Annotated in this window: 22 protein-coding genes; 13 read left to right on the top strand and 9 right to left on the bottom strand. The window is 71.9% G+C overall.

Annotation, left to right across the window (positions count from 1 at the left end; translation table 11 throughout):
• Window positions 1-3: 3 nt before the first annotated feature.
• Both AB0J90_RS06995 and AB0J90_RS07000 read left to right on the top strand, forming a co-directional pair.
• Window positions 4-1,197, top strand: a complete 1,194-nt coding sequence (locus AB0J90_RS06995) for an Nramp family divalent metal transporter (protein ID WP_363593027.1) — start codon at window positions 4-6, stop codon at window positions 1,195-1,197.
• A gap of 351 nt (window positions 1,198-1,548) precedes the next feature.
• On the top strand, window positions 1,549-2,697 hold the full coding sequence (locus AB0J90_RS07000; protein WP_363593029.1) for an oxalate decarboxylase family bicupin: 1,149 nt from the start codon (window positions 1,549-1,551) through the stop codon (window positions 2,695-2,697).
• Window positions 2,698-2,766: 69 nt separating this feature from the next.
• Here AB0J90_RS07000 and AB0J90_RS07005 read toward each other — a convergent pair whose 3' ends face one another.
• The gene (locus AB0J90_RS07005; protein WP_363593031.1) at window positions 2,767-4,821 is read right to left on the bottom strand and encodes a LuxR C-terminal-related transcriptional regulator; all 2,055 of its coding nucleotides are present in this window, start codon (window positions 4,819-4,821) and stop codon (window positions 2,767-2,769) included.
• Between the two features lie 377 nt (window positions 4,822-5,198).
• Here AB0J90_RS07005 and AB0J90_RS07010 point away from each other — a divergent pair, with 377 nt between their 5' ends.
• Together AB0J90_RS07010 and AB0J90_RS07015 are read left to right on the top strand one after the other, a co-directional pair.
• Window positions 5,199-6,221 carry a DUF695 domain-containing protein gene (locus AB0J90_RS07010; RefSeq protein WP_363593033.1) on the top strand — a complete coding sequence of 341 codons (1,023 nt, stop codon included), beginning with the start codon at window positions 5,199-5,201 and terminating at the stop codon, window positions 6,219-6,221.
• A 100-nt stretch (window positions 6,222-6,321) separates the two neighbouring features.
• Window positions 6,322-6,570, top strand: a complete 249-nt coding sequence (locus AB0J90_RS07015; protein WP_363593035.1) for a hypothetical protein — start codon at window positions 6,322-6,324, stop codon at window positions 6,568-6,570.
• Between the two features lie 84 nt (window positions 6,571-6,654).
• On the opposite strand, the gene AB0J90_RS07020 is transcribed toward AB0J90_RS07015, so the two are convergent.
• Window positions 6,655-7,968: an extracellular solute-binding protein gene (locus tag AB0J90_RS07020; RefSeq protein ID WP_363593037.1), complete on the bottom strand. Its 1,314-nt coding sequence runs from the start codon at window positions 7,966-7,968 to the stop codon at window positions 6,655-6,657.
• 322 nt (window positions 7,969-8,290) lie between these two features.
• Between AB0J90_RS07020 and AB0J90_RS07025 the strand changes: the two genes are divergently transcribed.
• Complete coding sequence (locus tag AB0J90_RS07025) at window positions 8,291-9,121, top strand: phosphoribosylaminoimidazolesuccinocarboxamide synthase (protein ID WP_363593039.1); 831 nt, start codon at window positions 8,291-8,293, stop codon at window positions 9,119-9,121.
• 17 nt (window positions 9,122-9,138) lie between these two features.
• Here AB0J90_RS07025 and glpK read toward each other — a convergent pair whose 3' ends face one another.
• The gene (gene glpK / locus AB0J90_RS07030) at window positions 9,139-10,626 is read right to left on the bottom strand and encodes a glycerol kinase GlpK (protein WP_363593041.1); all 1,488 of its coding nucleotides are present in this window, start codon (window positions 10,624-10,626) and stop codon (window positions 9,139-9,141) included.
• Window positions 10,627-10,710: 84 nt separating this feature from the next.
• On the opposite strand from glpK, the gene AB0J90_RS07035 reads away from it, so the two are divergent.
• Window positions 10,711-11,649, top strand: coding sequence for a ribose-phosphate pyrophosphokinase (locus AB0J90_RS07035; RefSeq protein ID WP_363593043.1), 939 nt, complete (start codon window positions 10,711-10,713; stop codon window positions 11,647-11,649).
• On the opposite strand, the gene AB0J90_RS07040 is transcribed toward AB0J90_RS07035, so the two are convergent.
• A complete protein-coding gene (locus tag AB0J90_RS07040; RefSeq protein ID WP_363593045.1) occupies window positions 11,642-12,100 on the bottom strand; it encodes an ATP-binding protein in 459 nt (152 codons plus the stop codon). The genes AB0J90_RS07035 and AB0J90_RS07040 overlap by 8 nt on opposite strands.
• A gap of 217 nt (window positions 12,101-12,317) precedes the next feature.
• Between AB0J90_RS07040 and AB0J90_RS07045 the strand changes: the two genes are divergently transcribed.
• Complete coding sequence (locus tag AB0J90_RS07045) at window positions 12,318-13,460, top strand: DUF5931 domain-containing protein (protein WP_363593047.1); 1,143 nt, start codon at window positions 12,318-12,320, stop codon at window positions 13,458-13,460.
• Window positions 13,461-13,578: 118 nt separating this feature from the next.
• The gene (locus AB0J90_RS07050) at window positions 13,579-14,241 is read left to right on the top strand and encodes a response regulator transcription factor (protein WP_363593048.1); all 663 of its coding nucleotides are present in this window, start codon (window positions 13,579-13,581) and stop codon (window positions 14,239-14,241) included.
• Between the two features lie 48 nt (window positions 14,242-14,289).
• Here the strand turns inward: AB0J90_RS07050 and AB0J90_RS07055 are convergent, their stop codons facing one another.
• A complete protein-coding gene (locus AB0J90_RS07055) occupies window positions 14,290-14,886 on the bottom strand; it encodes a DUF5709 domain-containing protein (protein WP_363593050.1) in 597 nt (198 codons plus the stop codon).
• Between the two features lie 474 nt (window positions 14,887-15,360).
• Between AB0J90_RS07055 and AB0J90_RS07060 the strand changes: the two genes are divergently transcribed.
• On the top strand, window positions 15,361-16,560 hold the full coding sequence (locus AB0J90_RS07060) for a glycosyltransferase (protein ID WP_363593052.1): 1,200 nt from the start codon (window positions 15,361-15,363) through the stop codon (window positions 16,558-16,560).
• A 9-nt stretch (window positions 16,561-16,569) separates the two neighbouring features.
• On the opposite strand, the gene AB0J90_RS07065 is transcribed toward AB0J90_RS07060, so the two are convergent.
• The 4 genes from AB0J90_RS07065 to aroA all read right to left on the bottom strand — a co-directional run bounded on the left by AB0J90_RS07065 (window position 16,570) and on the right by aroA (window position 20,992).
• A complete protein-coding gene (locus AB0J90_RS07065) occupies window positions 16,570-17,445 on the bottom strand; it encodes a hypothetical protein (RefSeq protein WP_363593054.1) in 876 nt (291 codons plus the stop codon).
• Window positions 17,446-17,517: 72 nt separating this feature from the next.
• Window positions 17,518-18,309 (bottom strand): histidinol-phosphatase, encoded by a 792-nt coding sequence (gene hisN, locus AB0J90_RS07070; protein ID WP_363593056.1) that lies wholly within the window; start codon window positions 18,307-18,309, stop codon window positions 17,518-17,520.
• A 139-nt stretch (window positions 18,310-18,448) separates the two neighbouring features.
• A complete protein-coding gene (gene rsgA / locus AB0J90_RS07075) occupies window positions 18,449-19,624 on the bottom strand; it encodes a ribosome small subunit-dependent GTPase A (protein WP_363593649.1) in 1,176 nt (391 codons plus the stop codon).
• Between the two features lie 60 nt (window positions 19,625-19,684).
• On the bottom strand, window positions 19,685-20,992 hold the full coding sequence (gene aroA, locus AB0J90_RS07080) for a 3-phosphoshikimate 1-carboxyvinyltransferase (protein ID WP_363593058.1): 1,308 nt from the start codon (window positions 20,990-20,992) through the stop codon (window positions 19,685-19,687).
• Between the two features lie 175 nt (window positions 20,993-21,167).
• On the opposite strand from aroA, the gene AB0J90_RS07085 reads away from it, so the two are divergent.
• From AB0J90_RS07085 to AB0J90_RS07100, 4 genes are all read left to right on the top strand, one after another.
• Complete coding sequence (locus AB0J90_RS07085; RefSeq protein WP_363593060.1) at window positions 21,168-22,061, top strand: SOS response-associated peptidase; 894 nt, start codon at window positions 21,168-21,170, stop codon at window positions 22,059-22,061.
• Window positions 22,062-22,260: 199 nt separating this feature from the next.
• Window positions 22,261-22,659, top strand: a complete 399-nt coding sequence (locus AB0J90_RS07090; RefSeq protein ID WP_363593062.1) for a WhiB family transcriptional regulator — start codon at window positions 22,261-22,263, stop codon at window positions 22,657-22,659.
• A gap of 50 nt (window positions 22,660-22,709) precedes the next feature.
• A complete protein-coding gene (locus tag AB0J90_RS07095) occupies window positions 22,710-23,327 on the top strand; it encodes an alpha/beta family hydrolase (protein WP_363593064.1) in 618 nt (205 codons plus the stop codon).
• A gap of 384 nt (window positions 23,328-23,711) precedes the next feature.
• On the top strand, window positions 23,712-24,518 hold the full coding sequence (locus AB0J90_RS07100; protein ID WP_363593651.1) for a sigma-70 family RNA polymerase sigma factor: 807 nt from the start codon (window positions 23,712-23,714) through the stop codon (window positions 24,516-24,518).
• Window positions 24,519-24,521: the final 3 nt, after the last annotated feature.

A 24,521-nucleotide genomic window follows, 5' to 3' on the forward strand; every position in this document is an offset into this window, starting at 1 on the left:
CCCATGCTGGGTCCGGCCCTGGTCGCCGCGATCGCCTACGTCGACCCCGGCAACGTGGCGACCAACCTGACCGCCGGTGCGACCTCCGGCTACCTGCTCGTCTGGGTGGTGGTGGCGGCGAGCCTGGTCGCCATCCTGGTCCAGTTCCAGGCCGCGAAGCTGGGACTGGCGACCGGGCGGAGCCTGCCCCGGCTGTGCCGCGAGCGGTTTCCCCGCTGGGGCAACCGGCTGCTCTGGCTGCAGGCCGAGGTGGTGGTGCTCGCCACCGACCTGGCCGAGTTCGTCGGCGCCGCGATCGGCATGCACCTGCTCTTCGGCCTACCGCCGACGCTGTCCGCGCTGGTCACCGCGGTCGTGTCGCTGCTCCTGCTGGAGTTGCGCCGCCGGGGCCGGACCCGGCGCTTCGAGTTGATGAGCGCGGCGGCGCTGCTGCTGATCGGCACCGGCATCGGCTACGACCTGCTGGTGGTCGGCCACCAGTCGGCCGGCGGACTGGCGGCCGGGCTGGTGCCGCGACTCGACGGTGCCGAGTCGCTGGTCCTGGCCATGGGCATCGTCGGCGCGACGGTGATGCCGCACGCGGTCTACCTGCACTCCGCCCTGGTCCAGGACCGGGGACCGGCGGCGACCGCGGCGCAGGCGCAACCCACCCTGGTACGCCGCGCGCTGCGGCTGGACTGCGTGGTCGGCCTCGGCGTGGCGACGATGGTGAACGTGTCGATGATCGCCCTCGGCGCGGGACTCGGCGCGGCCACCGCCGGTGGATGGACGGGTGATCTCTTCGCCGCGCACGAACACCTGGCGACCCAGGTCGGTGGCGCCGCCGCACTTGCGTTCGCGATCGCCCTGCTCTCCTCGGGCATCTCCTCGTCCGGCGTCGGCACGCTCGCCGGAGACGTGGTGCTGCGCGGCTTCCTGGCCCGACGGGTGCCGGTGCACCTGCGCCGGCTGGTGACCATGACTCCGGCGGTGCTGGCCCTGGTCCTCGGTGCGCCGCTGACCGGCCTGCTGATCCTCAGCCAGGTGGTGATCTCACTCGGCGTGCCGGTGGCGCTCTTCCTGCTGGTCCTCTTCTGCCGGGACCGGTCGCTGATGGGCCCGCTGGTCAACGCCCCGCTGACCACGCACGTGGCCGCGGCGGCGGGCACGGTGGTCGCCGTACTCGGGCTCAGCCTGCCGATCGTCCTGCTGCTGTGAAACCCGATCGGCGTACGGCAAAAGACCCGGACCTGAGAGGAGTCGTACCCGTGCGAACCCCGACCCCGTACCACCCGGCGCCACCGCTCATCGGACCCACCGCGCCGGCATCGCCTATCGCCCAGACCTCGCTGACCGGTGTTCGGACCAGGTTCGTCGCCCTCGTCGCGCTCGCCGTCGCCGGGGCGGCGGCCGGGATCTCCTGGTGGGCCGTTGCCGCGCTGCTGCTCACCTGCCTGGCGATTCCCGTCGCCGTGACCGCCCAGGGCGGGCCGGCTTCGACCCGTGCCCTGTTCTTCCTGCCATCCCGGCCGCGCCCGACGCGGCACCGACCAGAGAGGACGAACAACGATGCCCGACTTCGCTCGTCAGGACGTACTCCAGCCCGTCAGAGGTGACCAGGGCGGACTGGACCCCGGCCCGCGCAACGTCGAGTTGGACCGGCAGAACCCGGACCTGCTCGTGCCGCCGCCGACCGACCAGGGCACGGTGCCGAACCTGAAGTTCTCCTTCTCGATGGCGCATACCCGGATCGAGAAGGGCGGGTGGACGCGTGAGGTGACCCAGCGCGAGCTGCCGATCGCCAGCCAGCTCTCCGGGGTGGACATGAAACTCGAACCCGGCGCCTACCGAGAGCTGCACTGGCACCAGGCGTCCGAGTGGGCATACGTGCTGGCCGGCAGTTGCCGGATCAGCGCCGTCGACCAGGAGGGCCGCAACTTCCTCGACGACGTGCAGCAGGGCGACCTGTGGTTCTTCCCTAAGGGCGTGCCGCATCACATCCAGGCGCTCGCCGACGGGGTCGAGTTCCTGCTGGTCTTCGACGACGGGGCGTTCACCGAGAACGGCACCTTCCTGATCAGCGACTTCTTCGCGCACGTGCCGAAGAAGGTGCTGGCCAAGAACTTCGGCTGGACGATGGACCAGATGGAGAACCTGCCCGAGCGGGACAAGTACATCTTCAGCGGACAGGTCCCGCCCGCGCTCTCGGCCGACAAGGTGGTCAGCCCGACCGGCGACGTGCCGCGTACGTTCAAGCACCGGATGCACGCGCAGGCGCCGCAGCGCTTCAAGGGCGGTTCCGTACGGATCGCCGACTCGACGAACTTCGCCGCCGCGAACACCATCTGCGCCGCCCTGGTGGAGATCGAACCGGGCGGCATGCGGGAACTGCACTGGCATCCGACCGACGACGAGTGGCAGTACTACATCTCGGGCTTCGGCCGGATGGGTGTCTTCGCCAGCTCCGGCATGAACCGTACGTTCAACTACCAGGCGGGCGACGTCGGCTACGTGCCGTTCGCGTACGGGCACTACATCGAGAACCTCGGTGACGAGCCGTTGCGGTTCCTGGAGATGTTCCGCAACCCACGGTTCGAGGACATCTCGCTGGCCCAGTGGATGGCCAACACGCCGCCGCAGATCAGCGCGGACACGCTGAACCTGCCACGGGAGATGATCGAGGCGCTGCCGAAGACGAAACAGCCGGTGGTCCGCTGAGCGTCGACCGGCGGTGGGTGCGGCGCGACGAGCGTCCCACCCACCGCCGGTCCGAACCGCTTGCGTCGGTCAGGAGACGTCCCCGGCGGGCTGGTCGCCGTCCCAGATCCGGGCCAGCTCCAACCGGGTACGGATACCGAGCTTGGCGTAGATCGCCCGCAGGTGGGTGTCGACCGTGTGGAACGAGACGAAGAGCTGGGCTGCCGCCTGCTGCTTCGTCGCCCCGGCGGCCAGTAGCGCCGCTACCCGTACCTCGCTGTGGGTGAGCGCGTCCAGGCCGGCTCGGGGACGGGGATCCCGGTGCCGCTGTTCGGTCGCGCCGAGGGCCCGCTGCCGTCGCTGGGCCCGTTCCTGGTCGCCGGTGGCGCCTATCCGCCCGTACAGCGCCGCGCTCTCCTGGGCTGCGGTGCCGGCCTCGTTCGGCGGCACGCCGGGCAGCCGGGCCAGGTCGAGCAGCGCGTCGGCCAGCGCCGGCCGGGCGGTGCTGGCCCGCAGCCGGGCCACCGCCTGCCGCAGGGTGGTCGGATCCTGTTCGACCAGGGCCGCCGCATGGCCGGCGAGGCCGGACCAGAGCGGGCCGCCGACCCGGTCGGCGATCGTCGCGGTGTAGCCGGCGACGGTACGCGCCAGCGCCGGTTCGCCGATGGCGAGGACGGCCCGGACCAGTACCGGACCCCGGTGCGGTAACCGGACCAGGTGGGCGAGCGAGTGGCGGAGCCCGTCGACGGTGCGCCGGAGCAGGTCGGCGTGTCGTACCGGATCGGGGTCGGTCGCCGCGGCGCAACCCAGCCGGATCCACGGCATCAGGTCCGGCCAGCCGGTGGCCGGGGACTCGGCCCGGAGCAGGTTCCGGGCCCGGTCCGGTCGGCCACGGCGGATCAGCGCCTCGACGGCGACCGCGAGCAGCTCCAGGCGTACGTCCTCGGGTAGTTGCCGGTCCGGGCGCGGGCGCAGCGCGAGCCGGGTCCGGGCCTCGGCCTCGGGCAGCTCGCCGACGGTGATCCGGAGCAGGCAGTCGAGCGCGGTCAGCATGGGCTCGACCACCGGGCCGAACCGTCCGACCTCCACGGCGGCGGCGGCGAGCGCGGTCCGCGCGTCGTCGAACTCGCCGAGCGCGAGCTGGACCGCGATCCGGTCGACGCGGAGCAGGGCGGCCGGTGCCCGGGACGCGGGCGTGTGCGGGTCCACCTGCCCCAACACCCGTCGCGCGGTGGGCAGGTCGCCGCCGGCCAGCGCCACACCGCCGTGGGCCAGCGCCAGGCGTACGGTGCCGCCGGGGGCGGGACTCTCCCGTTCGGCCCGTTCCGCCTCGTCGAGCAGTGCGGTCATGTCGGGCTGGCCGAGCGGCCCGGCGGTCGCCGCGAGTGTGGTGAGCAGCCAGGCCCGGTGCACCGGAGCGCACTGGTCCTGGGCCAACGCCCGGTGCAGGTACGCCAGGGCCAGCGACGGGCGTCCGGTGGCGTGCCATGCCCCCAACCGGCCGAGCAGGACGGCTCGCTGCTCCGGGCCGTCCCGGTCGGCCGCGATCTCCTCGGTCAGTACGGCCAGCGCCTGCTCGGCACGCCCGGCCAGCATCAGGTGGTCGACGAGTGCGGGCAGCAACCGCCGACGGTGTCGCGGGTCGAGTCCCGCACCGTAGCGGCGGTGTACGGCCAGCAGCAGCTCCGCCGCCACGGACGGGTCCACCGCGGAGTCGACGGCGAGCCGGGACACCAGGTCGAGGTCGACCCGCTCCGGCTCGGTGCCGCCGTCCGGCGGTGGTGCCGTGGTCAGCACCCGCAGTAGCTGTCCGGCGGCGAGCGTGGGGCGGGACCGCTCCAGGATCGCGGCGGCCCGTACGTGTGTGGCGGTGCGCAGCGACGGTGGGGTGATCCGGTACACCGCTCGGCGTACGCCCGGGTCGGCCAGGTGCAGTCCGTCGGTGGCGTCGCGGAGCAGGCCGTACCCGATGAGGGTTTCGACGTCGTGTTCGAGCGCTGGCCCGGAGCGCCGTACCATCCGCTCGACGAAGGACAGTTCGGCCGGTGTCCCGGTCAGCGCCAGTGTTCGCAGGATCGACCGCTGTACGGCCGACAGGGCCGCCAGTGGCCCGCTGCCGCCCAGCCCGGAGCTGCCCGTACGCATCCTGGTTCGGCGTGGTGACGCACCCGGTCGGGTGGCCCGTCTGCCGGGTCGGCGCAACAGTGGCCATGCGGGCACGGGACACCCCCTCGGCAACGGCCGGTCGGGACGGCTCGGGTCCGTCCCGCAAGGTTCGCGCGGTGCGAATGTGAATTGCATTCGGACCGGCATGTCGAGGCTATACACGCGTTACCGGTGGCGTCGGTGATCCGCGAATCTCCGGTTCCCTGTTGCGGGGGCAGAGTCGGGAGTCTTTCCTGTAGCGGGAGCAGCGTCGGGAATCCGTACCCGTCGGGATCGGGAAGATATCGGTGAAGATCAGCGAGTCAGGCTGATCGGCCGATCAACAGTTGGCTAGATCGGTCGTACGCTCCGTTGCCATGCTGTTCTCGCGCCAGCACAGGAATGTCGGTCCGGCGATCGCCGAATTCTGGCGGTGGTGGCCCGGGGTGCGGCCCAGGGTGGAGGCGGCCATCGCCGACGGCACCTGGTCCGACGATCTCATCGCCGAGGTGAGCGGGCGGGTGAAGGCGATCGACCGGGAACTGGAGTGGGAGTTCGCCCAGGGCACCCGGTCCGGCCACGCGCTTGTCGTCTCGGCCGCTGGTGCGCCCCGGCTGCGGGCGGTCGCCGAACGCTGGCGCCGGGCGGCCCCGCCCGCCGACGACCGTTGGGAGTACCACTCGACCCGGCAACCCGATCCGGCCTCGCTGTCGGCCGCGCTGACCGTCTCCGGGCACGAGATCAAACTGACCGAGCTGCGGTTCGCCTGCCGGATCGACCCCGACAGGTACGAGGTGGACGTACTCGTGCACCATCCCGACTTTGGCCGGCTGGCTGAACCGGACCGGATGCGGGTGGCGTTCCTGGCCCTGGACTGGCTGCTCGGCGAGGTCGCGGTCGAGCTGTGGGTGGGCGGGGTCGAGGTGAGCACCACGCTGCCGCCCCGTACCGAGTCGGGTGAGGCGCTCAGCGCGGTGGTGGCCCAGTTGGCCCGGCGGTTGCGGGAGACGAGCTGGGTGCTGCTGGAACGCGCCCCGGTCGGCGGCAGTCCGCAGACCGCCGCGGTGCGGCACCCTCTCAAGCCGGTCCGGTGGCCGCACCTGGACACCCATCTGGGCGTGGTGGTGCCGTACCGGGCGGCGGAGACCGGTCTGCCGACCGAGGCGGCGCTTGCCGCGCTGGAGCGCTTGGAGGAGCAGATCGCGGCGGCCGCGTCGGGCGCGGTGCTGGTCGCCCACGAGAGCTGCGCCGGCCGCCGGACCTTCCACCTGTACGCCGAGGCGGGCACCTCGCCGCTCGGGCCGGTACGGGAGGTCGTCCGGGGCTGGGACCAGGGCCGGGTACGCCTGCGTACCCGCTACGACCCGGGCTGGCAGGCGATCCGCCCACTGTGCCCGTGACCGTTCCCGGCGCTCCGAGGGTACTTTCCGCCCCGCCGTGGGTAACGTCCCAATCGTCGAGCGAGGCGTAAGGGTTGCGCCCAACACGGAGGATGTAGCCATGGCTTCTCTTGGAAAGTGGTGGGCAAGGCTCAGCGCCGTCGTACTTACGGCGAGCCTGGCCGTTTTCGTGCCGGTGGCGGCCTGGGCGTCGTCTGGACCCGGCGAGTTGGTGCTGGAGGCGGCCCGTCGGCCGCGCCGCAGCGGTATCGGTGCCGGTTTGTTCGGGCTGGTCTGCTGCGGCGTCGTGGTGGTGGCGATCGTGGTGGTGTTGGTACTGCTGCTCCGTCGCCGTTCCGGCCGCCGCTGACCGGGTCCCGGCCGGCCGGCGCCCGATCCGGCGCCGGCCCGGCCGCTGCCTCCGGTGGTGTCCGCGCTGCTCGTCTCCGGATGCTCAGCCGCCGGCGGCCAGTGAGGCGTTGGCCTCGCTGACGAACGCCCGCGCCGCCTCCTTCGAGGTCGCACGGCCGGACTGTGCGCTCTCGGCGACGCTGATCAGGAGTGCCCGTACCTTCGCGTGACCTCGGGGCGGCGGTGTCGGGGCGGGCCCGAACCGGTCGACCATCGAGGTCTCGAAGGCCGCGGTGAGTTTCATGCTCTGATCGGTCAACGTGTCCTCGACGTACGAGCGGACGTCGAGGTTGGCGCTCAGTCCTCGTTCGGTGCCGAGGATCTGCCCGGCTTCCACGTCGTTGACCAGGAAATTGATCACGTCCACCACGGTTTCCGGGTGGCGGGAGCCGCGGAAGGCGGCCCAGTACATCGATGCCCGCGCCCACTGGGCCTTGGGGGCGCCGGGGTAGGTGACTACGCCCAGTTCGTCCTGGGTCAGCTTCTGCAACTCGGGCAACTGGTTCGACCACATGAAGCTCGTCGCGGCCTTGCCGGTGGCGACCAGTTGGCGGGTGACGTCGCCGCTGTTCGCCTCCGCGGTGACCACAGCCGACGGGGTGGCCCGATCGGAGCGGGCGTCCCGCCACAGGTCGAACCAGCGGGTCATGTCCGCCTCGGTGAAGCCCAGCTGCCGTCCCCGGTACAGCTCCTTGCCCTGCGACCGCAGCCACAGCCAGAGCGCCTTGTAGTCGGCGGAGGGGTCCATCGTCCCGGCGACCTTGCCGTCGGTGGCGTCGGTGACCTGGGTCGCCCACTCGACGAACTCGTCGTACTCCATGCCGATGCGGGGCTCGGGCAGGTTGAGTCGGCGCAGCAGGCTCTTGTTGTAGATCAGGCCGGGGGTGTTCTCGGCCGCGGCGACCGCCATCGTCCGGCCGGCGACCTGGCCGTACTGGGACAGGCTGGGGGGTAGGCCGGTGAGGTCGAGCCGGTTTTGGCGTACGTGCTCGGTCAGGTCGAGGACGATGCCGCGTTCGGCGTACTCGGTCAGGTAGTTGTCGTCGATCTGGAACAGGTCGGGCGGGTTGCCGCCGGCGGCCTGGCTGGACAGGCGGTCGTAGTAGCCGGTGTTGCCCTGCCAGGTGACCTGGAAGGTCACCTCGGGGTGCCGGGACGAGTAGAGCTGCAGCGCCCGCTCGGTCAGCTCGGCGCGTTTCTCGCCACCCCACCAGAAGATCGAGAGCCGGATCGGGCCTTCGGACGGCGTGTCCTGCGCGCCGTCGCAGGCGGTCAGGCTGCTGCTCAGCAGCAGGCCGAGGGCCGCGGTGGCGGTGGCCAGCGCCCGGCGCCGGGACGGGCGGAAGGCAGGGGGCACGTTATCTCCCAACGGCGCCGGTCAGAGGCTCAATCGGGAACATTTACACAGGTGGGCCCACCGGGTGTCAACGGCCGTCCGGTCGAGATCCACGGTCCGGTCCAGCGGCGGCGGCAACGACGCATTGACATGTATGACCCATGGTCGTAACACGCGGGATGGGGACCGGGGTGTGCCCCATCGCGTACGGTGCCCGGATCTGCGCCGGGACGTGCCGTTCCTGCCCAGCTCAGACCTGGTGCGTCGGGTTACGGATGGAGTCGCGTCACACCGGGGCGACGGCGCGTGGGTTGCCGCGACCGGGCGTGATGTACTTGCCGGCGTGGAACTGCTGCACTCGGGCAAGGTACGGGACGTCTACGCGGACGGCGATGACCTGATCCTGGTCGCCTCCGACCGGGTATCGGTCTACGACGCGGTCCTGCCGACGCCGATTCCGGACAAGGGCAAGCTGCTCACCGCGCTCTCGCTGTGGTGGTTCGAGCAGCTAGCCGACGTCGTGCCGAACCATGTCATCTCCGCCACCGACGTACCGGCGGAGTGGGCCGGCCGGGCGATCCGGGTCCAGCGGCTGGAGATGGTGCCGGTCGAGTGCATCGCCCGCGGCTACCTGACCGGCCTGGGACTCAAGGAGTACGAGCGCGACGGCTCGGTCTCCGGGGTCGAGCTGCCGCGCGGCCTGGTCGACGCGTCGATCCTGCCCGAGCCGATCTTCACGCCGACCACCAAGGCGCCGATGGGCGAGCATGACGAGTTCATGACCTTCGCCGACGTGGTCGACAAGGTCGGCGCGGAAACCGCCGAGCAGCTGCGGCAGATCACCGTGGACGTCTACTGCCGGGGCGCCGAACTGGCCGCCGAGCGGGGCATCCTGGTGGCCGACACCAAGCTGGAGTTCGGTTGGGCGCCGGACGGCACCCTGGTCCTCGCCGACGAGGTGCTCACCTCCGACTCGTCGCGCTTCTGGCCGGCGGAGTCGTACCAGCCGGGACGGGAGCAGTTCTCCCTCGGCAAGCAGTTCGTCCGGGACTGGGCGGTCAGCACCGGCTGGGACAAGAAGCCGCCCGCGCCCGAGGTGCCGGAGGAGATCGTGGCCGCCACCCGAGCCCGCTACGTCGACGTCTACGAACGGCTCACCGGCCGCCAGTGGTGATCCTCGTCGGGTGACGGTCAGTCGTCGGTCCAGTTGAGGGTGCGTTCGACGGCCTTGCGCCAGTTGCGTAGCTCCCGGTTGCGGTGATCCGGGTCCATCGCCGGCTGCCACTGCGCGTCCTGGCGCCACTGGGCCCGCAGCGTTTCCAGATCGGGCCAGAATCCGACCGCCAGGCCGGCCGCGTACGCCGCGCCGAGGCAGGTCGTCTCGGTCACCGCCGGCCGCACCACCGGTACGTCGAGCACGTCGGCGACGTACTGCATGAGCAGTTCGTTGCCGGTCATCCCGCCGTCCACCCGCAGGTTGCGCAGCGGCACCGCGGAGTCGGCGTTCATCGCGTCCACCACCTCGCGGGTCTGCCAGGCGGACGCCTCCAGCACCGCCCGGGCCAGGTGCCCCTTGGTGATGTAACCGGTGAGGCCGGCGATCACCCCGCGCGCGTCGCTGCGCCAGTGCGGCGCGAACAGGCCGGAGAACGCCGGTACGACGTAACAGCCGCCGTTGTCCTCGACGCTGCGCGCCAGCTCCTCCACCTCGGGCGCGGCGGAGATCAGTCCCAGGTTGTCGCGCAGCCACTGGACCAGTGACCCGGTGACCGCGATCGCCCCCTCCAGCGCGTACGTCGCGGGCTGGTCGCCGATCCGGTAGCCGACCGTGGTGAGCAGGCCGTGGCCGGAGACGACCGGTTCGGTGCCGGTGTTGAGCAGCAGGAAGCTGCCGGTGCCGTACGTGCACTTCGCCTCGCCGGGCTCGAAGCAGGTCTGGCCGAACAGGGCCGCCTGCTGGTCGCCGAGGGCGCTGGCCACCGGTACGCCGTCGAGCACCCCGGTGGCCGTACCGTAGATCTCGGCGGACGAGCGGACCTGCGGCAGCATTGCCGCTGGGATCCCCATCAGGTCCAGGATCTGCGGGTCCCAGTCGAGCGTGCGCAGGTCCATCAGCAGCGTACGGCTGGCGTTGGTCACGTCGGTGACGTGTTCACCGGTGAGCTTCCAGATCAGCCAGCTCTCCATGGTGCCGAAGAGCACCTCGCCGCGTTCCGCCCGCTCACGCAGCCCGTCGACCTCGGCCAGCAGCCACATCAGCTTCGGCCCGGCGAAGTACGTGGCCAACGGCAGCCCCGTACGCGCCCGGAACCGGTGCTCGCCGTACGTCTGGTCGAGCCGGCGCAGCAGCGGGACCGTACGGGTGTCCTGCCAGACGATGGCGTTCGCCACCGGTCGTCCGGTGGTGCGGTCCCAGACCAGGGTGGTTTCGCGCTGGTTGGTGATGCCGACAGCGGCGAGCCGGTCGGGGCCGATCGAGGCACCGGCCAGCGCCTCCCGGATCGTCCACTCGACGTTCTCCCAGATCTCCTCGGCGTCGTGCTCGACCCAGCCGGGCTGCGGGAAGTGCTGCCGGTGCTCGCGCTGTGCCACGGAGATCGGGGTGCCGGTGGCATCGAAGACCATGCACCGGGAGGAGGTGGTGCCCTGGTCGATGGCGGCGACATACTGCTCGGTCACCGCCGCACCGTACCCGGAATGGGTGGGGGTGCGCATCGGCCCGGTCACGCGCCCGGCGGCGGCCGGGAAACCTAGGATGCGACCGTGCGCGACATCGCCGTCTTCAGCGGAAGTGCCCATCCCGAACTCGCCGCCGAGATCTGTGCCCACCTCGGCGTCCCCCTGCACCCGGTCCGGGTCTCCCGGTTCGCCAACGACTGCCTGGAGGTGCAGCTACAGGCCAACTGCCGGGAGCGGGACGTATTCCTGATCCAGCCGTTGGTCCCCCCGGTGCAGGAGAACCTGGTCGAGCTGCTGCTCATGCTGGACGCGGCGCGTGGTGCCTCGGCCGGCCGGATCACCGTGGTCCTGCCGCACTACGCGTACGCGCGGTCGGACAAGAAGGACGCGCCCCGGATCAGCATCGGTGCCCGGCTGGTGGCGGACCTGCTGGTGGCGGCCGGTGCCGACCGGGTGCTCGCGCTGACCCTGCACTCGCCGCAGGTGCACGGTTTCTTCAGCGTTCCGGTCGACCACCTGCACGCGCTGCGCGAGTTGGCCGACCATTTCAAGCGCTACGACCTGTCCGAGACCGTGGTCGTCTCGCCGGACCTGGGCAACGCGAAGGAGGCGGCGGCCTTCGCCCGGATGCTCGGCACCCCGGTCGCGGCCGGCGCGAAGCAGCGGTTCAGCGACGACCGGGTGCAGATCAGCGCGGTGATCGGCGACGTGACGGACCGGGACGTGATCGTGCTCGACGACGAGATCGCCAAGGGCAGCACCATGATCGAGCTGATGGACCACCTGCGGGACCTGAAGGTGCGTTCGATCCGGCTCGCCTGCACCCACGGGTTGTTCTCGGGTGACGCGCTGGAGCGGCTGAGCCAGCAGGACGGCGTGCTCGAGGTGGTCTGCACCAACACGGTGCCGATTCCGGTGGCGAAGCGGGTGCCGAAGTTGCAGGTGCTCTCGGTGGCTCCGGCGTTGGCCGAGGCGATGCGGCGGATCCACAACGGCGAGTCGGTCAGCGCACTGTTCAGCTGACCGCTGCCGGGTCGTCGGGGGGCAGGGCGGCGATGATCCGTACGGTGGTGCCGGCCGGACCGGTCTGCACCGTGATCTCGTCGCTGAGCCGGCGGGCCAGCCAGAGGCCCCAGCCGCCGATGGTGTCCGGTGGTGGTCGGCGCCGGTCGTGCAGCCGGTCGGCGTCGATGCCGGTGCCCTGGTCGGAGATCTCGCAGCCGATCGTCCCGGGCGCCTGCCAGAGTCGCAGCCAACCCCGACCCCCGCCGTGCCGTACGGCGTTGGTGATCAGCTCGTTGACGACCAGCACGAAGTCGTCGAGGCGTTCGCCGGTGAGCCCCGATGCCTCGGCGAAGGCGGCAACGGAGTGCCGGAGCTCGGTCACCTGACCGCGGTCGAAGGTCTTGGTGAGGAGTGGGGGTGCGTCGATGGGCACCACCGTACGCGGAGTGCGGGGTGCAGCGCTGGTCATGGTCGGCTCGCCATCGATCGAGAGATGCTTTATGGCATTTCCACCCTACGTCAGGTTATGCCGCAACAGTCGCGCGCCCGGCCGGGTCTCGGCGCCGGATCCGCCCAAGACCGGTTCGTCGCGCCGCGTCGGTGCGACAGCAGGGACTCGTCCCGACCGAGTCGGCGCGACAATGAGGGACTCGTCCCGGCCGCGTTGATGTGACATCGTCGGGATCGTGCCGGAGAGACCGATCGAGCAGCCGGCGAGCGGCTTCCAGGTGCCGCTGTGGCGGGCGATCGCGGTCTTCCGGTTCGCCTCTCTCGGCTACGTCTTCGCCCTGGTGCTGATCAACCTGGGCGAGTACGCCCACCCGGCGGCGGCCGTACCGGTGCTGGTGTCGATGACCGCCTGGACGATCTTCGCCAGCTACGCGTACGCCCGACCCGCCCGGCGGCACTGGCCGCTGCTCGTCACCGACCTGCTGGTGGTGATGGCCGTACTGCTGGCAAGTGTCTGGGTGGCCGGTCAGTCCGCGCTCGCCTCGGGTGTGCCCACGCTGGCCGTGGCGTGGCAGGGCGGACCGGTGCTTGCCTGGGCGGTCACCGGGGGCCGGCGGCGGGGCGCGATCGCGGCGTTGATCCTCGGCGGCACTGACCTGCTGATGCGTGACGAGGTCATCCAGGCCACGGTGAACGGCGTGATCCTGATGCTGCTCGCCGGGATCGCCCTCGGGCACGTGGCCCGGCTCGCCGCGATCGCCGAGCAGAGCCTCCAGCGCGCCACCGAGTTGGAGGCCGCCACCCGGGAGCGGGAACGGCTGGCCCGGGGCATCCACGACTCGGTGTTACAGGTGCTCGCCCTGGTCCAGCGACGCGGGGCTCGGCTCGGCGGCGAGGCCGGTGAGCTGGCTCGGCTGGCCGGTGAGCAGGAGGCGGCACTGCGGGCGTTGATCGCGACCCCGCCGCCGACCCAGGCCGGCGACACCGCCGAGGGCCCGGAGGCGGATCTGCGTACGGTCCTCGGTGGCTATGCGTCGGCGACGGTGTCGGTGGCGATGCCGGCCACCCCCGTACGGTTGCCCGGGGTGCTGGCCCGTGAGGTCGGCGCGGCGACGGCTGCGGCCCTGGACAACGCCGCTCGGCACGGCGGTGGTCGAGCGTGGGTGCTGGTCGAGGAGGAAGCCGGCGTGGTGACCGTATCGATCCGCGACGACGGGCCCGGCATCCCCGCGCAGCGGCTGGCGGAAGCCGCGCGGCAGGGGCGACTCGGCGTGGCGCAGTCGATCCAGGGCCGGATCGACGCTCTCGGCGGCACGGTACGGATCACCACCGGCCCCGGCCAGGGCACCGAGATCGAACTGCGTATCCCCATCGGCTGACCCGAACGGTTCGAAAGTCTCGCCGCCGAGAGCGCCTACGGCGGATGCGAGATCGGCACCGAGGGGATCGGCATCGAGGTACGGCTGACGAAAACCGACACCATCTAGGGTGGGGAACATGAGTACGGGCACACCAATCCGGGTGATGGTGGTCGACGACCATCCGATGTGGCGGGAGGGGGTGGCCCGCGACCTGACCGAGGCTGGTTACGCCGTGGTGGCCACCACCGGTGAGGGCCGCCAGGCGGTCCGGATCGCCGCCGCCGCCCGTCCCGACGTGGTCGTACTCGACCTGCAGTTGCCGGACATCTCCGGCGTCGAGGTGATCGACGGGCTGGTCGGTCGGGTGCCGGGGGTACGGGTGCTGATGCTCTCGGCCAGCGGCGAGCAGCAGAGCGTGCTCGACGCGGTCAAGGCCGGTGCCAGCGGTTACCTGGTCAAGTCGGCCGCCCCGGAGGAGTTCCTGGAGGCGGTACGGCGTACCGCCGCCGGTGACACGGTGTTCACTCCGGGGCTGGCCGGACTGGTGCTCGGTGAGTACCGCCGGCTCGCCGCGGTACCCGACCCGGTCGAGGACGACGGCACACCACGGCTCACCGACCGGGAGACCGAGGTGCTCCGACTGGTCGCGAAGGGGTTGTCGTACAAGCAGATCGCGGAGCGGCTGGGGCTGTCGCACCGTACGGTGCAGAACCACGTACAGAACACGCTCGGCAAGCTCCAGTTGCACAACCGGGTCGAACTGACCCGCTACGCGATCGAGCAGGGCCTCGACAACTGACCCGACGCACGACCGCCGACCGATCCGATTCGTCGAAGGGCCCGTTCGTCAGGGCGGGGGCTGGGTCAGGCCGGGTTCCCGGTCGCCGGGCGGCTCGGTCTCGTGGATGGCGAGTTCCTCGGCGGTCGGCCCGCCGCCGGCCGAGCCCGCGTCGGCGGCGATCGCGTCGGTCTCGGTGTCGTCGCGGCTACCCTGGTCCGGCTCCACCAGCCGACCCACGATCGGCTGGGTCGGCCCGCCCAGATTGCCGTGATCGTAGATCGACACCGCGGAGGCCGGGTCCGAGCTGGGGCCGGCATCGATCACGTCCGCGTCGAACTGGGCCTGGGCGGCGGCCTCGTCGCTGTCCGCCTCGCGCGCGATCGCCGGGTCGACCGGCCCGGCGAGCGGGTCGTCGATCGGGGGTTCGGGCTGTTCGCGCCCGATCTTGTAGTCCACCGACTCACCGTCGAGCTGCTCCTGGGCGGTGTTCCCGAACCGGTCGACCGCCTGCGGCACGTCCGCCGGAAGCGCGGCGGGCTGTGGCCCGTCCGCCTCGCGGCCCGTGTTGACGTCGTCCCCGGCAGTCGAGTCGTCGTCGGCGGTGCCGGGCAGGCCCTCGGCCTCCGGGTCGGACAGGGGTACGGGGTAGTCGTCATCACGCATACCGAGGGAACTACCCGTTGCCCCACGGGCATAACCGACCAGCGGTGTCCGGCTGTCCCGGCACCGTGACCGTCTGACTGGTTCGTCCCCGGAACCCGCCCGACCCGGTCGGTGTCCCATTCCACAGTGGACCAGGTCGACGGCGAGTGGTGCGGGTGCGGCGTACTCCGGGCCGGGGTGGGGCGCACGCGTGCTTCGTACCGTTCCCGGGTCGCCGGTGCGGCGCGCGGCGGACGGGGTCGCCGACCGGTTCGGGCATCTCCCGGCCGATCGTCCGGGTACGCGAGCGCCCCGGCCGTCCGGCCGTCGGTGACCACCGGCCCGAGTTGCAGGTTTCGGCTCCGCCGGGCCCGGTTAACGGGAGACTCTGATCGAAAGCCCGTTGGCCCGGTCACCCGTTCGGCGTGCCCGCCACCGGGAGACCGCCCCGGCCAGTCTGCCGCTGGCCCGGCCACCCTCGATGGAGGTGACCCGATGCGTGTCGGCCTCGTCCGCGCACACGCTGGCCCACCCGGCCCGTCCAGTACGGCGACCGGTACCCAGCAGCATGTGGCGCGGGTGGCTGCCGAACTCAGCGGCCGGGGTCACGACGTACGGGTCTACGAGCGGCGGGAGGATCCGGAACTACCGGACAGCACCGACGCCGACGGCTACCGGGTGGAGCGGGTGCCGGTCGGCCCGTCGACCCGCGCCCCGACCGCCAGCCTGGTACCGCACGTGTCCGAGTTCGGGCGCTGGCTGATCGAACACTGGTCCAGCGACTGGGCACCGGACGTGGTGCACGGCCACTTCTGGATCGGCGGCCTGGCGGCGGCTAACGCCGTACGGGAGACCAGAATTCCGGTCGTACAGACCTTCCACTCACTCGGTGCCGAGCAACTGCGCCACCTCGGCCGGGAGTACGCCGGGCCGGGGGAGCGGATCGCCCTGGAGCGTGCCCTGACCAGGGCGGTCGACCTGGCGGTGGCCCAGTCGACCGACGAGGTGGACGAGCTGACCCGGATGGGCCTGGACCGGGCGGCGGTGACGGTGGTGCCCGCCGGTGTCGACGTGGACCGGTTCACCCCGGACGGCGAAGCGGCACCGCGCGGGCGCCGGTCCCGGATCCTCTCCGTCGGCGGCCTGTCGGCCGGACACGGACAGGAAGACCTGATCCGGGCGCTGCGCCTGGTCGGCGACGCCGAACTGATCATCCTCGGCGGCCCGCCGGGAGACGCGCTCGACCACGATGCCGATGCCCGCCGGATCCGTGAACTGGCGGTGCAGAACGGTGTCGGCGACCGGGTGCTGCTGGTCGGCGACGTGCCGCACGTACGCATGCCGGCCTGGTACCGCTCCGCAGACGTGGTCGCCTGCACCCAGCGGTACGCCGCAGCCGGGCGAGTGCCGCTGGAGGCGATGGCGTGCGGGGTGCCGGTGGTCGGCTACGCGCTGGGCGGCATCGCCGACACGGTGGTGGACGAGGTCACCGGCCGGCTGGTCCCGCCCGGTGACGTACGCGGGCTCGGGGTGACCCTGCGCCGGCTGCTCACCGACGACGCCCGGCGGTTCGCGTACGGGCACGCGGCGGTGGACCGGGTGCGGTGCAGTTACACCTGGGAACGCACCGCTGGTGCCCTGGAGCGCGTCTACGAGAAGGTGGTCCGCCTCCGCAACCCCGACGCCGAGTTGTGAGCGGCGGGGTCATACCGGAACGCGGGACGGGTGCCGGGCGGCGCTGGCGGCACGCTGGTGCTGGGGCTCGGCGTACCGGGTCAGGCCGATCACGGTGGCGAGGGTGAGCAGGAAACCGACGCCGGCCAACCACTCCCGCCCCGGCCAGATCCGGTCGCCGAGCAGCAGCAGCCCGACCACCGCGGCCGGCAGCGCACCGGCGGCGTCCATCGCGGCGACCGCCGCGGTGGTCGAACCCCGCTGCATGGCCAGCCCGAGCAGGAGTTGGCCGACGATCGAGTGCGCGATCAGCAGGTAGAACAACGGGTTGCGTACGCACGCGGTGAACGACTCGGCCGACGCCAGCGGTCGGGCGGAAACCGCCGCCGCGGAGAACGCCAGCCCGGCCAGCGCACCCAGTGCCACCGAACCCGGGGCGCCGTGCAGGCGTACGGCGAAGAAACCGAGCGCACCGATCAGGCCGAGGGTCGCGACCAGGGCGACCACCGCGGTCGGACCGAGCGGCCGGGAGTGCGCCGGCCTCGCGGCCAGCACCAGGGCGGTGATGCCGACCAGGAGCAGCACCAGCAGGACCACCTCGGTGACCGGCAGCCGCCAGTTGAGCAGCAGCACCCCGAGCAGCGCGGTGACACCCAGACCGGCCGCCACCGCGGCCTGGACCAGGAACAGCGGCAGGTCCCGCCGGGCCAGGAAGGCGAGCACGAAACCGAGCACCTGGCAGCCGAGCCCCAGCAGGTACGTCCGTTGGCAGGCCAGGCGCAGTAGCAGGCCCGGATCGAAGCTGTGGTGGACCGTGGTCCGCGCGGCGGCCACCGACTGGAGCAGGTTGGCGACACCGTAGGCGACGATCATGCCCGCCAGGAAACACCAGCCCGCAGAAGCCATCCGGCGAGGATAGAGGTTCCCGGCCCGGGCCGCCGCAGGGCCCGCGACCGTGGACAAGGGGCGGGAAGACGGCTAGCCGAGCCGCTGGAGCAGGTCCTCGTGCAGCAGCCCGTTGCTGGCCACGGCGCTGCCACCGGCCGGCCCCGGCTGTCCGGCGAGGTCGGTGAAAGTGCCGCCGGCCTCGGTGACGATCGGAATCAGGGCGGCCAGGTCCCAGAGCGACAACTCCGGTTCGACCATGATGTCGACCGCCCCCTCGGCGACCAGCATGTAACCGTAGAAGTCGCCGTACGCGCGGCTGCGCCACCCGCCCTGGATGAGATCCAGCATCGCCGGCAGGCGTCCGTTCTCGGCCCAGCCGTCGAGCGACGAGTAGCAGACACTGGCGTCGGCGAGTCGCCGTACGCCGGAGACTTTGATCGGGGTGGCGGCGGCGGTGTGCCGCCCGGCGTACGCCCCGTGGCCGGTGGCGGCCCACCAGCGGCGCCCCAGGGCCGGTGCGGAGACCAGCCCGACAACCGGTTGGTCGCCTTCCATCAGGGCGATCAGGGTGGCCCAGATCGGCACCCCGCGGACGAAGTTCTTGGTGCCGTCGATCGGGTCGATCACCCACTGCCGGGTGCCGGAGCCGGCGGCCGGCAGGGCACTGCCGTACTCCTCGCCGATGACGCCGTCACGCGGGCGGGTGCGGGCCAGGGTGGCCCGGATCGCGCGCTCGACCGCCTGGTCCGCGTCCGTCACCGGGGTCAGGTCCGGCTTCGACTCCACGTGCAGGTCGTGTGCTCGGAACCGGGCCGTCGAGATCGAGTCCGCGGTGTCGGCGAGCACGTGGGCGAGGGACAGATCATCCGCATACCGGGCCATGGCCGGAAAGGTAGCCGAGATCGGGGTTCGAAGCGATCAAGGACCCACCCTCCGCGTGGCGCAGGCTACTCGGTCCGACCCGCCGGGGACGGGGAAGACCCGCGACTCGGTCCGGCCCGCCGGGGACGGGGAAGACCCGCTACTCGGTTTCGCCGGCCCGGGACGCCAGCAACCGGCGGTACGACGCCAGCCGGCGCGCGTCCGCGTGTCCCGCCGCCACCCAGGCCGGCAGCGCGCATTCGGCGTCTGCGGCGGTGTGCTCGCAGTTGGGCGGGCAGTCCACCGTGCCCTCGACCAGGTCGGCGAAGCCGTGCAGCAGGCTGTCTGCGGAGACGTGGGCAAGCCCGAAGCTCCGGATCCCCGGCGTGTCGATGATCCATCCCGCGCCGACGTCCCTACCGGGCCTGATCTCCTCGCCGCCGGACACGACGCCGGATTCGACCAGCCCCGGCTCGGCTCCGGAGCCGTCCGGCTCGGCGTCGATGCCGGAGTCGGGTGGCTCGGCGGTCGGCAGCGGGGGCAGGTGCAGCGCGACGGCGCTGGTCGAGGTGTGCCGACCCCGGCCGATCGCGCTGACCACACCGACCGCCCGGTCGGCGTCCGGCACCAGCCGGTTGACCAGGGTCGACTTGCCAACCCCGGAGTGACCGACCATGACCGACACACGGTCGCCGAGCAGCCGGCGCAACTCGGCCAGGTCGGAGTCGGGTCGTACCAGCACGTACCGCAGGTCCAGTTCGGCGTAGTAGTCGAGCACCTCCTCCGGCCCGGCGAGGTCCGACTTGGTCAGGCAGAGCAGCGGCTCGACGTCCGCGTCGTACGCGGCGACCAGGCAGCGGTCGATGAACCCCGTACGCGGCGGCGGGTCGGCCAGCGAGCTGACGATCACGAGCTGGTCGGCGTTGGCCACCACCACCCGTTCGAGCCGGCCCTCGGGGGTGGTGTCGTCGTCGTCGGCGGTACGCCGCAGCACCGACCGGCGCTCGGCGATCCGGACGATCCGGGCCAGCGCGCCGTCCCGGCCGGTGGTTTCCCCGACCAGGAAGACCCGGTCGCCGACCACCACCGACTTGCGGCCCAGTTCCCGGGCCCGCATCGCGGTGACCATGGGTGCGGCGGCAGATCCGTCGTTCGGCCCGTGCCGCCCGTCGTCGTCCTCGGAGAGCACGCAGATGTAGCGGCCACGGGCGACGGTGACCACGAACGCGGGTACGGCGTCGTCGTGTGCGGGCCGGGTACGGGTACGGGGGCGCGACGAACGGCCCGGCCGGATCCGGACGTCCTCCTCGCGGTACTCCCGCCGTTTGCCGGTCAGCTCAGCCCCCTCTTCCGGTGCCGCGTCCGCGTCGTCGCGGAGCGGGTCGGGGGTCGGCTGTCACGCGCTTTCGTCGCCGGCCACCATCGCTGACCATAGTGCCGGGAACTCCGGCAGGGTTTTCGAGGTACACCCCACGTCGTCCAGTTCGATTCCGGCGACGGTCAGCCCGATCACGGCGGCGGCGTGCGCCATCCGGTGGTCGGCGTAGGTCCGGAAGGTCCCGCCGTGCAGCGGCCGGGGGTGGATCTCCAGGCCGTCGGGGGACTCGACGACGTGCGCGCCGAGGTTGGTCAGCTCGTGGGCCAGCGCGGCCAGCCGGTCGGTCTCGTGGCCGCGGATGTGTCCCACCCCGTGCAGCCGGGATGGGCCGTCGGCCAGGGCCGCGAGCGCGGAGAGCACCGGGGTCAGTTCGCTGACGTCGGAGAGGTCCGCGTCGATGCCCCGGATCACGCCGGTGCCGCGTACGGTCAGCCCGTCGGTGTCCAGCGTGACCTCGCCGCCCATCCGGCGCAGCAGCGTACGGAGGGTGTCGACCGGTTGCAGGCTGCTGTGCGGCCAGTCGGTCAGGGTCACCGAGCCGCCGGTGACCAGGGCGGCGGCGAAGAACGGCACCGCACCGGAAAGGTCGGGCTCGATGTCCCAGCCGCGCCCGGACAGGCGCCCCGGCTCGACCACCCACACGTCCGGCGTGGTGTCGTCGACCCCGGCCCCGGCCGCGCGCAGCATCTGCACGGTCATCCGCAGGTGGGGAGCGGAGGGGACCGGCGGGCCGACGTGGCGCACGGTGATGCCGTGGGTGAACCGGGGTGCGGCGAGCAGCAGCCCGGAGACGAACTGGCTGGAGGCCGAGGCGTCGATGACCACCTCACCGCCGGTCACCTCACCGGCGCCGTGCACGGTCAGCGGCAGCCGGTCGCCGGGGGCGGCGTCGATCCGTACGCCGATGTGGCGCAGCGCGTCGAGCAGCGGGCCGACCGGGCGGGTACGGGCGTGCGGGTCGCCGTCGAAGGTGACCGGCCCGTGTGCCAGTCCGGCGACCGCCGGGGCGAACCGCATGATGGTGCCGGCCAGGCCGACGTCGATGTGAGCCGGTCCGCGCAGCGGGTTCGGCCGGACCAGCCAGCGTTCCTCGTCGACGGTCGACACCTGGGTGCCGAGGGCGCGCAGCCCGGCGGCCATCAGTTCGGTGTCGCGGGCCCGCAACGGCCGGCGGAGGGTGGACGAGCCGACCGCGACGGCGCTCAGTACGAGGGCACGCGCGGTCATCGACTTGGACCCGGGGAGGGTGAGCGTCGTCACTACCGGGTCGGTCGCGGTCGGCGCGCTCCACGGCTGGGTGGGACGGGTCGCGGTCAGGTTTGCCACCCGTACATTCTGCCGCGCCGGGTGGCGGCGCCGGACTCGGCGGTCCGGGCGCTCCCGCTTGCCGGGATGGCCGGATCTCGGGTTGATCTCCGCTGGTCGGCCGGTTGATCTCGGTGCGGTAGCAGGTTGATCTCAGGGGCGGCCGGTACCGGCTCGACGGGCTAGCGTTGGGGCCATGTGTGGCAGGTACGCGACGACCCGCAGCGCGGCCGACCTGAGCCAGCTCTTCGAGTCGTACGACGAGACGGGCGGCCGGCTCGACGCGGACTACAACGTGGCGCCGACCGATCCGGTGCCGATCGTCCGGATGTCCGCCTCCGCCGGTGCGACCGACGATCGCGCTGCCGCGGCCGATGATCATGCTGGCCTGGCCGGCGGCCGTGCTGGCGTTGTCGGCGGCCGTGCTGGCGTTGCCGGCGACCGCGCTGCCGGTGCCGGCGCCGACACGGCGGACGAGCGCCCCGGGGACCAGGGCGACGCTCCGGCAACCCGGCGGCGGGCGCTGTCGGTGGCCCGCTGGGGCCTGGTGCCGGCCTGGGCGAAGGACGCTCGCGGCGGCGCACGCATGATCAACGCGCGGGCCGAGACGGTCGCCACCACCAACGCGTACGCGCGGTCGTTCGCCAAGCGCCGCTGCCTCGTCCCGGCCGACGGCTGGTACGAGTGGGTACGCGGTGACGGCGGCACCAAGCAGCCGTACTTCATGACCCCTGCCGACGGTGGCGTGCTCGCCCTCGCCGGCCTCTGGTCGGTCTGGAAGGGCCCGGACGGCCCACTGTTGAGCTGCAGCGTGATCACCACCGCGGCGGTCGGCGAGTTGGCCGACGTACACGACCGGATGCCGTTGCTGCTGGCGCCGGAGCGCTGGGACGACTGGCTCGACGGCGGGGATTCGGCGGCGCATCTGCTCGCCCCGCCGTCCGCGCGAATGCTCGCCGGAATCGAGATCCGTCCGGTCGGCAGGGGCGTCGGCGACGTACGCAACGACGGCCCGGAACTCGTCGCCCGGGTCAGCGCGCCCCCTTTGCGTACGGACCCCGCGGCACCCGACGAATTGACGCTTTTCTGAGCGTCGCCCGCCACATTGGCGCGTGCTGATTTGCCAGAGTTCGGGGTGAATCGTCGCCCTGTACTTCGCGCAGGTTCCCCGCAAACCCTTGTCTCCGCCCGCAATAGTGCGATAGAACACAGCGCCGGCAGTGGGTACGGATTCGCACCGGGCGGGTGAGGCCCACCGATCATGCCGGTCCCACGGGGGAGGTGGGTGGATGACACGGGCGCGGATGCCACGCCCGCACGAGGTTGCCGCAGCACGGCGTGACCCGCGATTGTTGCGGGCAGTGGCGGAGCGGCAACTTGACGATGCCTGGCGTACCAGGGGTGTGTGCCAGAGCGTGGACCCGGAAACATTTTTTCCGGCACCTAGTGAACCGGCGGATGCGGCAGTGGCGCTTTGCCGTACCTGCGATGTCCAGGGCGCGTGTCTGGCCTGGGCGTTGGAGGTGGGCGACTGCCACGGCGTATGGGGCGCCACCACGCCCCGGGAACGCCGGGCCATGCTGGTCGCCTGGCGGGGCCAGGTACAGCGTGATCCGGACGCGGTGGTGGACGAGAGCGGGCCGCCGGTCAGAGACCGGCTGTTGACGCTGGTGCCGTTGAGCCGCTGAGCTGACGACCGGGCGGGCCGGCGCGCTCGCGGCGGGAGCAGAATGACCAGGTGCGCCACGGTGACCAGGTTGTCGATACCCCGCGAGGGCCAGCGCGGGTCGAGGTCGATCCGCCCGATGCCGGCTCGCCCGTCAGTCTGCTGATGCTCGGACATGGTGCCGGTGGCGGCGTGGACGCACCCGACCTGATCGCTCTGCGTGATCAGGCGGGGGCGTCCGGTGTTTTTGTGGCGCGAATCACCCAGCCGTACCGGGTTGCCGGGCGCCGGGCCCCGGCACCCGCGGGACACCTCGACGAGGCCTGGGCGGCGGTGGCCGCCGTACTGGCGGATCGGTATCCGGGGCTACCGCTCGTTGTCGGCGGGCGCTCCAGTGGTGCCCGGGTGGCCTGCCGGACCGCGGTGGCGACGGGCGCCGTAGGGATCGTGGCGCTCGCCTTTCCGCTTCATCCGCCGGGTCGGCCCGAGCGCTCCCGGGCAGCCGAGTTGCTGACCGGTCTGCCCACGCTGGTGCTCAACGGCGACCGGGATCCGTTCGGTGTCCCACCCGTGACCGCCGGGGTGAGCGTGCTCGTACGCCCCGGCGAGGGGCATGACCTGCGCAAGGATCCGGCCGGCACGGCGTCGCTCGCGGTGGCCTGGCTGCGGGAGCGGGGTTGGGCCCGTTGACGGGCGCAACGCGGCGATTCTGACCGGCTGCTGACCCGGAACCGGACCGTTTCCCAGGCCTGCGGAGATCGTTGCTTTTCATGATGCCGGACACCCGAGGGGACAGCAGCAGTACGTAGGACGAGGGCTCGGCATCATCCTCCCAGGCCCTTCCTGGTCCCAGCCGTGGACGGCCCCAGCCAAGGGTTGCCGGCCGGGACCAGGGATGGGGCCGGGATCACCGGAATGCCCCACCGGTCGCCCAGCGTTACAACTCCCGGAAGCTACTCAGCGCGAGGGGGTTGACCGGTGCCGACCGAAACACGGAATCCGCAGCGCGCCGAACACGCCACGGGGCCACACCGCGTGGTGGGTGCTCGAAGGCCGGGACGGGCGACGCGCGAACTGCGCACGGTGAGCACCAGCACGGCCCGAACCCAATCTACGGGCCCCGAATTCCGCGTATCCTCGGCGGGAAAGTCGACTGGTTCCGTGGCGTCGTTGGCGCCGTCGGGGCTGGTCCTGAGCACGCCCCGGCCGTCCGTTTCCGGCCGCTACCGGGACGTGCAACCGAGGCGGGGGGATGTGCGGTTGACACAACCGGACAAGGCGACGGACGAGCGTCGGGCGCGGTTCGAACGCGACGCGCTGCCCTTCGTCGATCAGCTCTACGCCGCCGGCCTGCGGATGACCCGTAATCCGGCGGATGCGGAGGACCTGGTCCAGGAGACCTTTTTGAAGGCTTATGCGGCTTTCCACCAGTTCGAAGAGGGCACCAACCTCAAGGCCTGGCTCTACCGCATCCTGACCAACACGTACATCAACTCGTACCGGCGCCGGCAGCGTCAGCCGATCCAGGCGCCGACCGAGGAGATCACCGACTGGCAGTTGGCCGAGGCGGAGTCGCACACCTCCAGTGGCCTGCGGTCGGCTGAGACCGAGGCACTGGACCGGTTGCCGGACAGCGACGTCAAGCAGGCGTTGCAGCAGTTGCCGGAGGAATTCAGGCTGGCGGTCTATCTCGCCGATGTCGAGGGCTTCTCCTACAAGGAGGTCGCGGACATCATGGGAACGCCCATCGGTACGGTAATGTCCCGGCTGCACCGGGGTCGGCGCAATCTGCGCAAGCTGCTCGAGCGTTACGCCGCAGACCGGGGCTTCCATGCGGCGGCGACGTCCAAGGACTCTGCCGCAGCCGGCCGGGAGGTGTAGGAC

The organism is Micromonospora sp. NPDC049523 (assembly GCF_040676775.1).
Lineage (GTDB): Bacteria > Actinomycetota > Actinomycetes > Mycobacteriales > Micromonosporaceae > Micromonospora_G.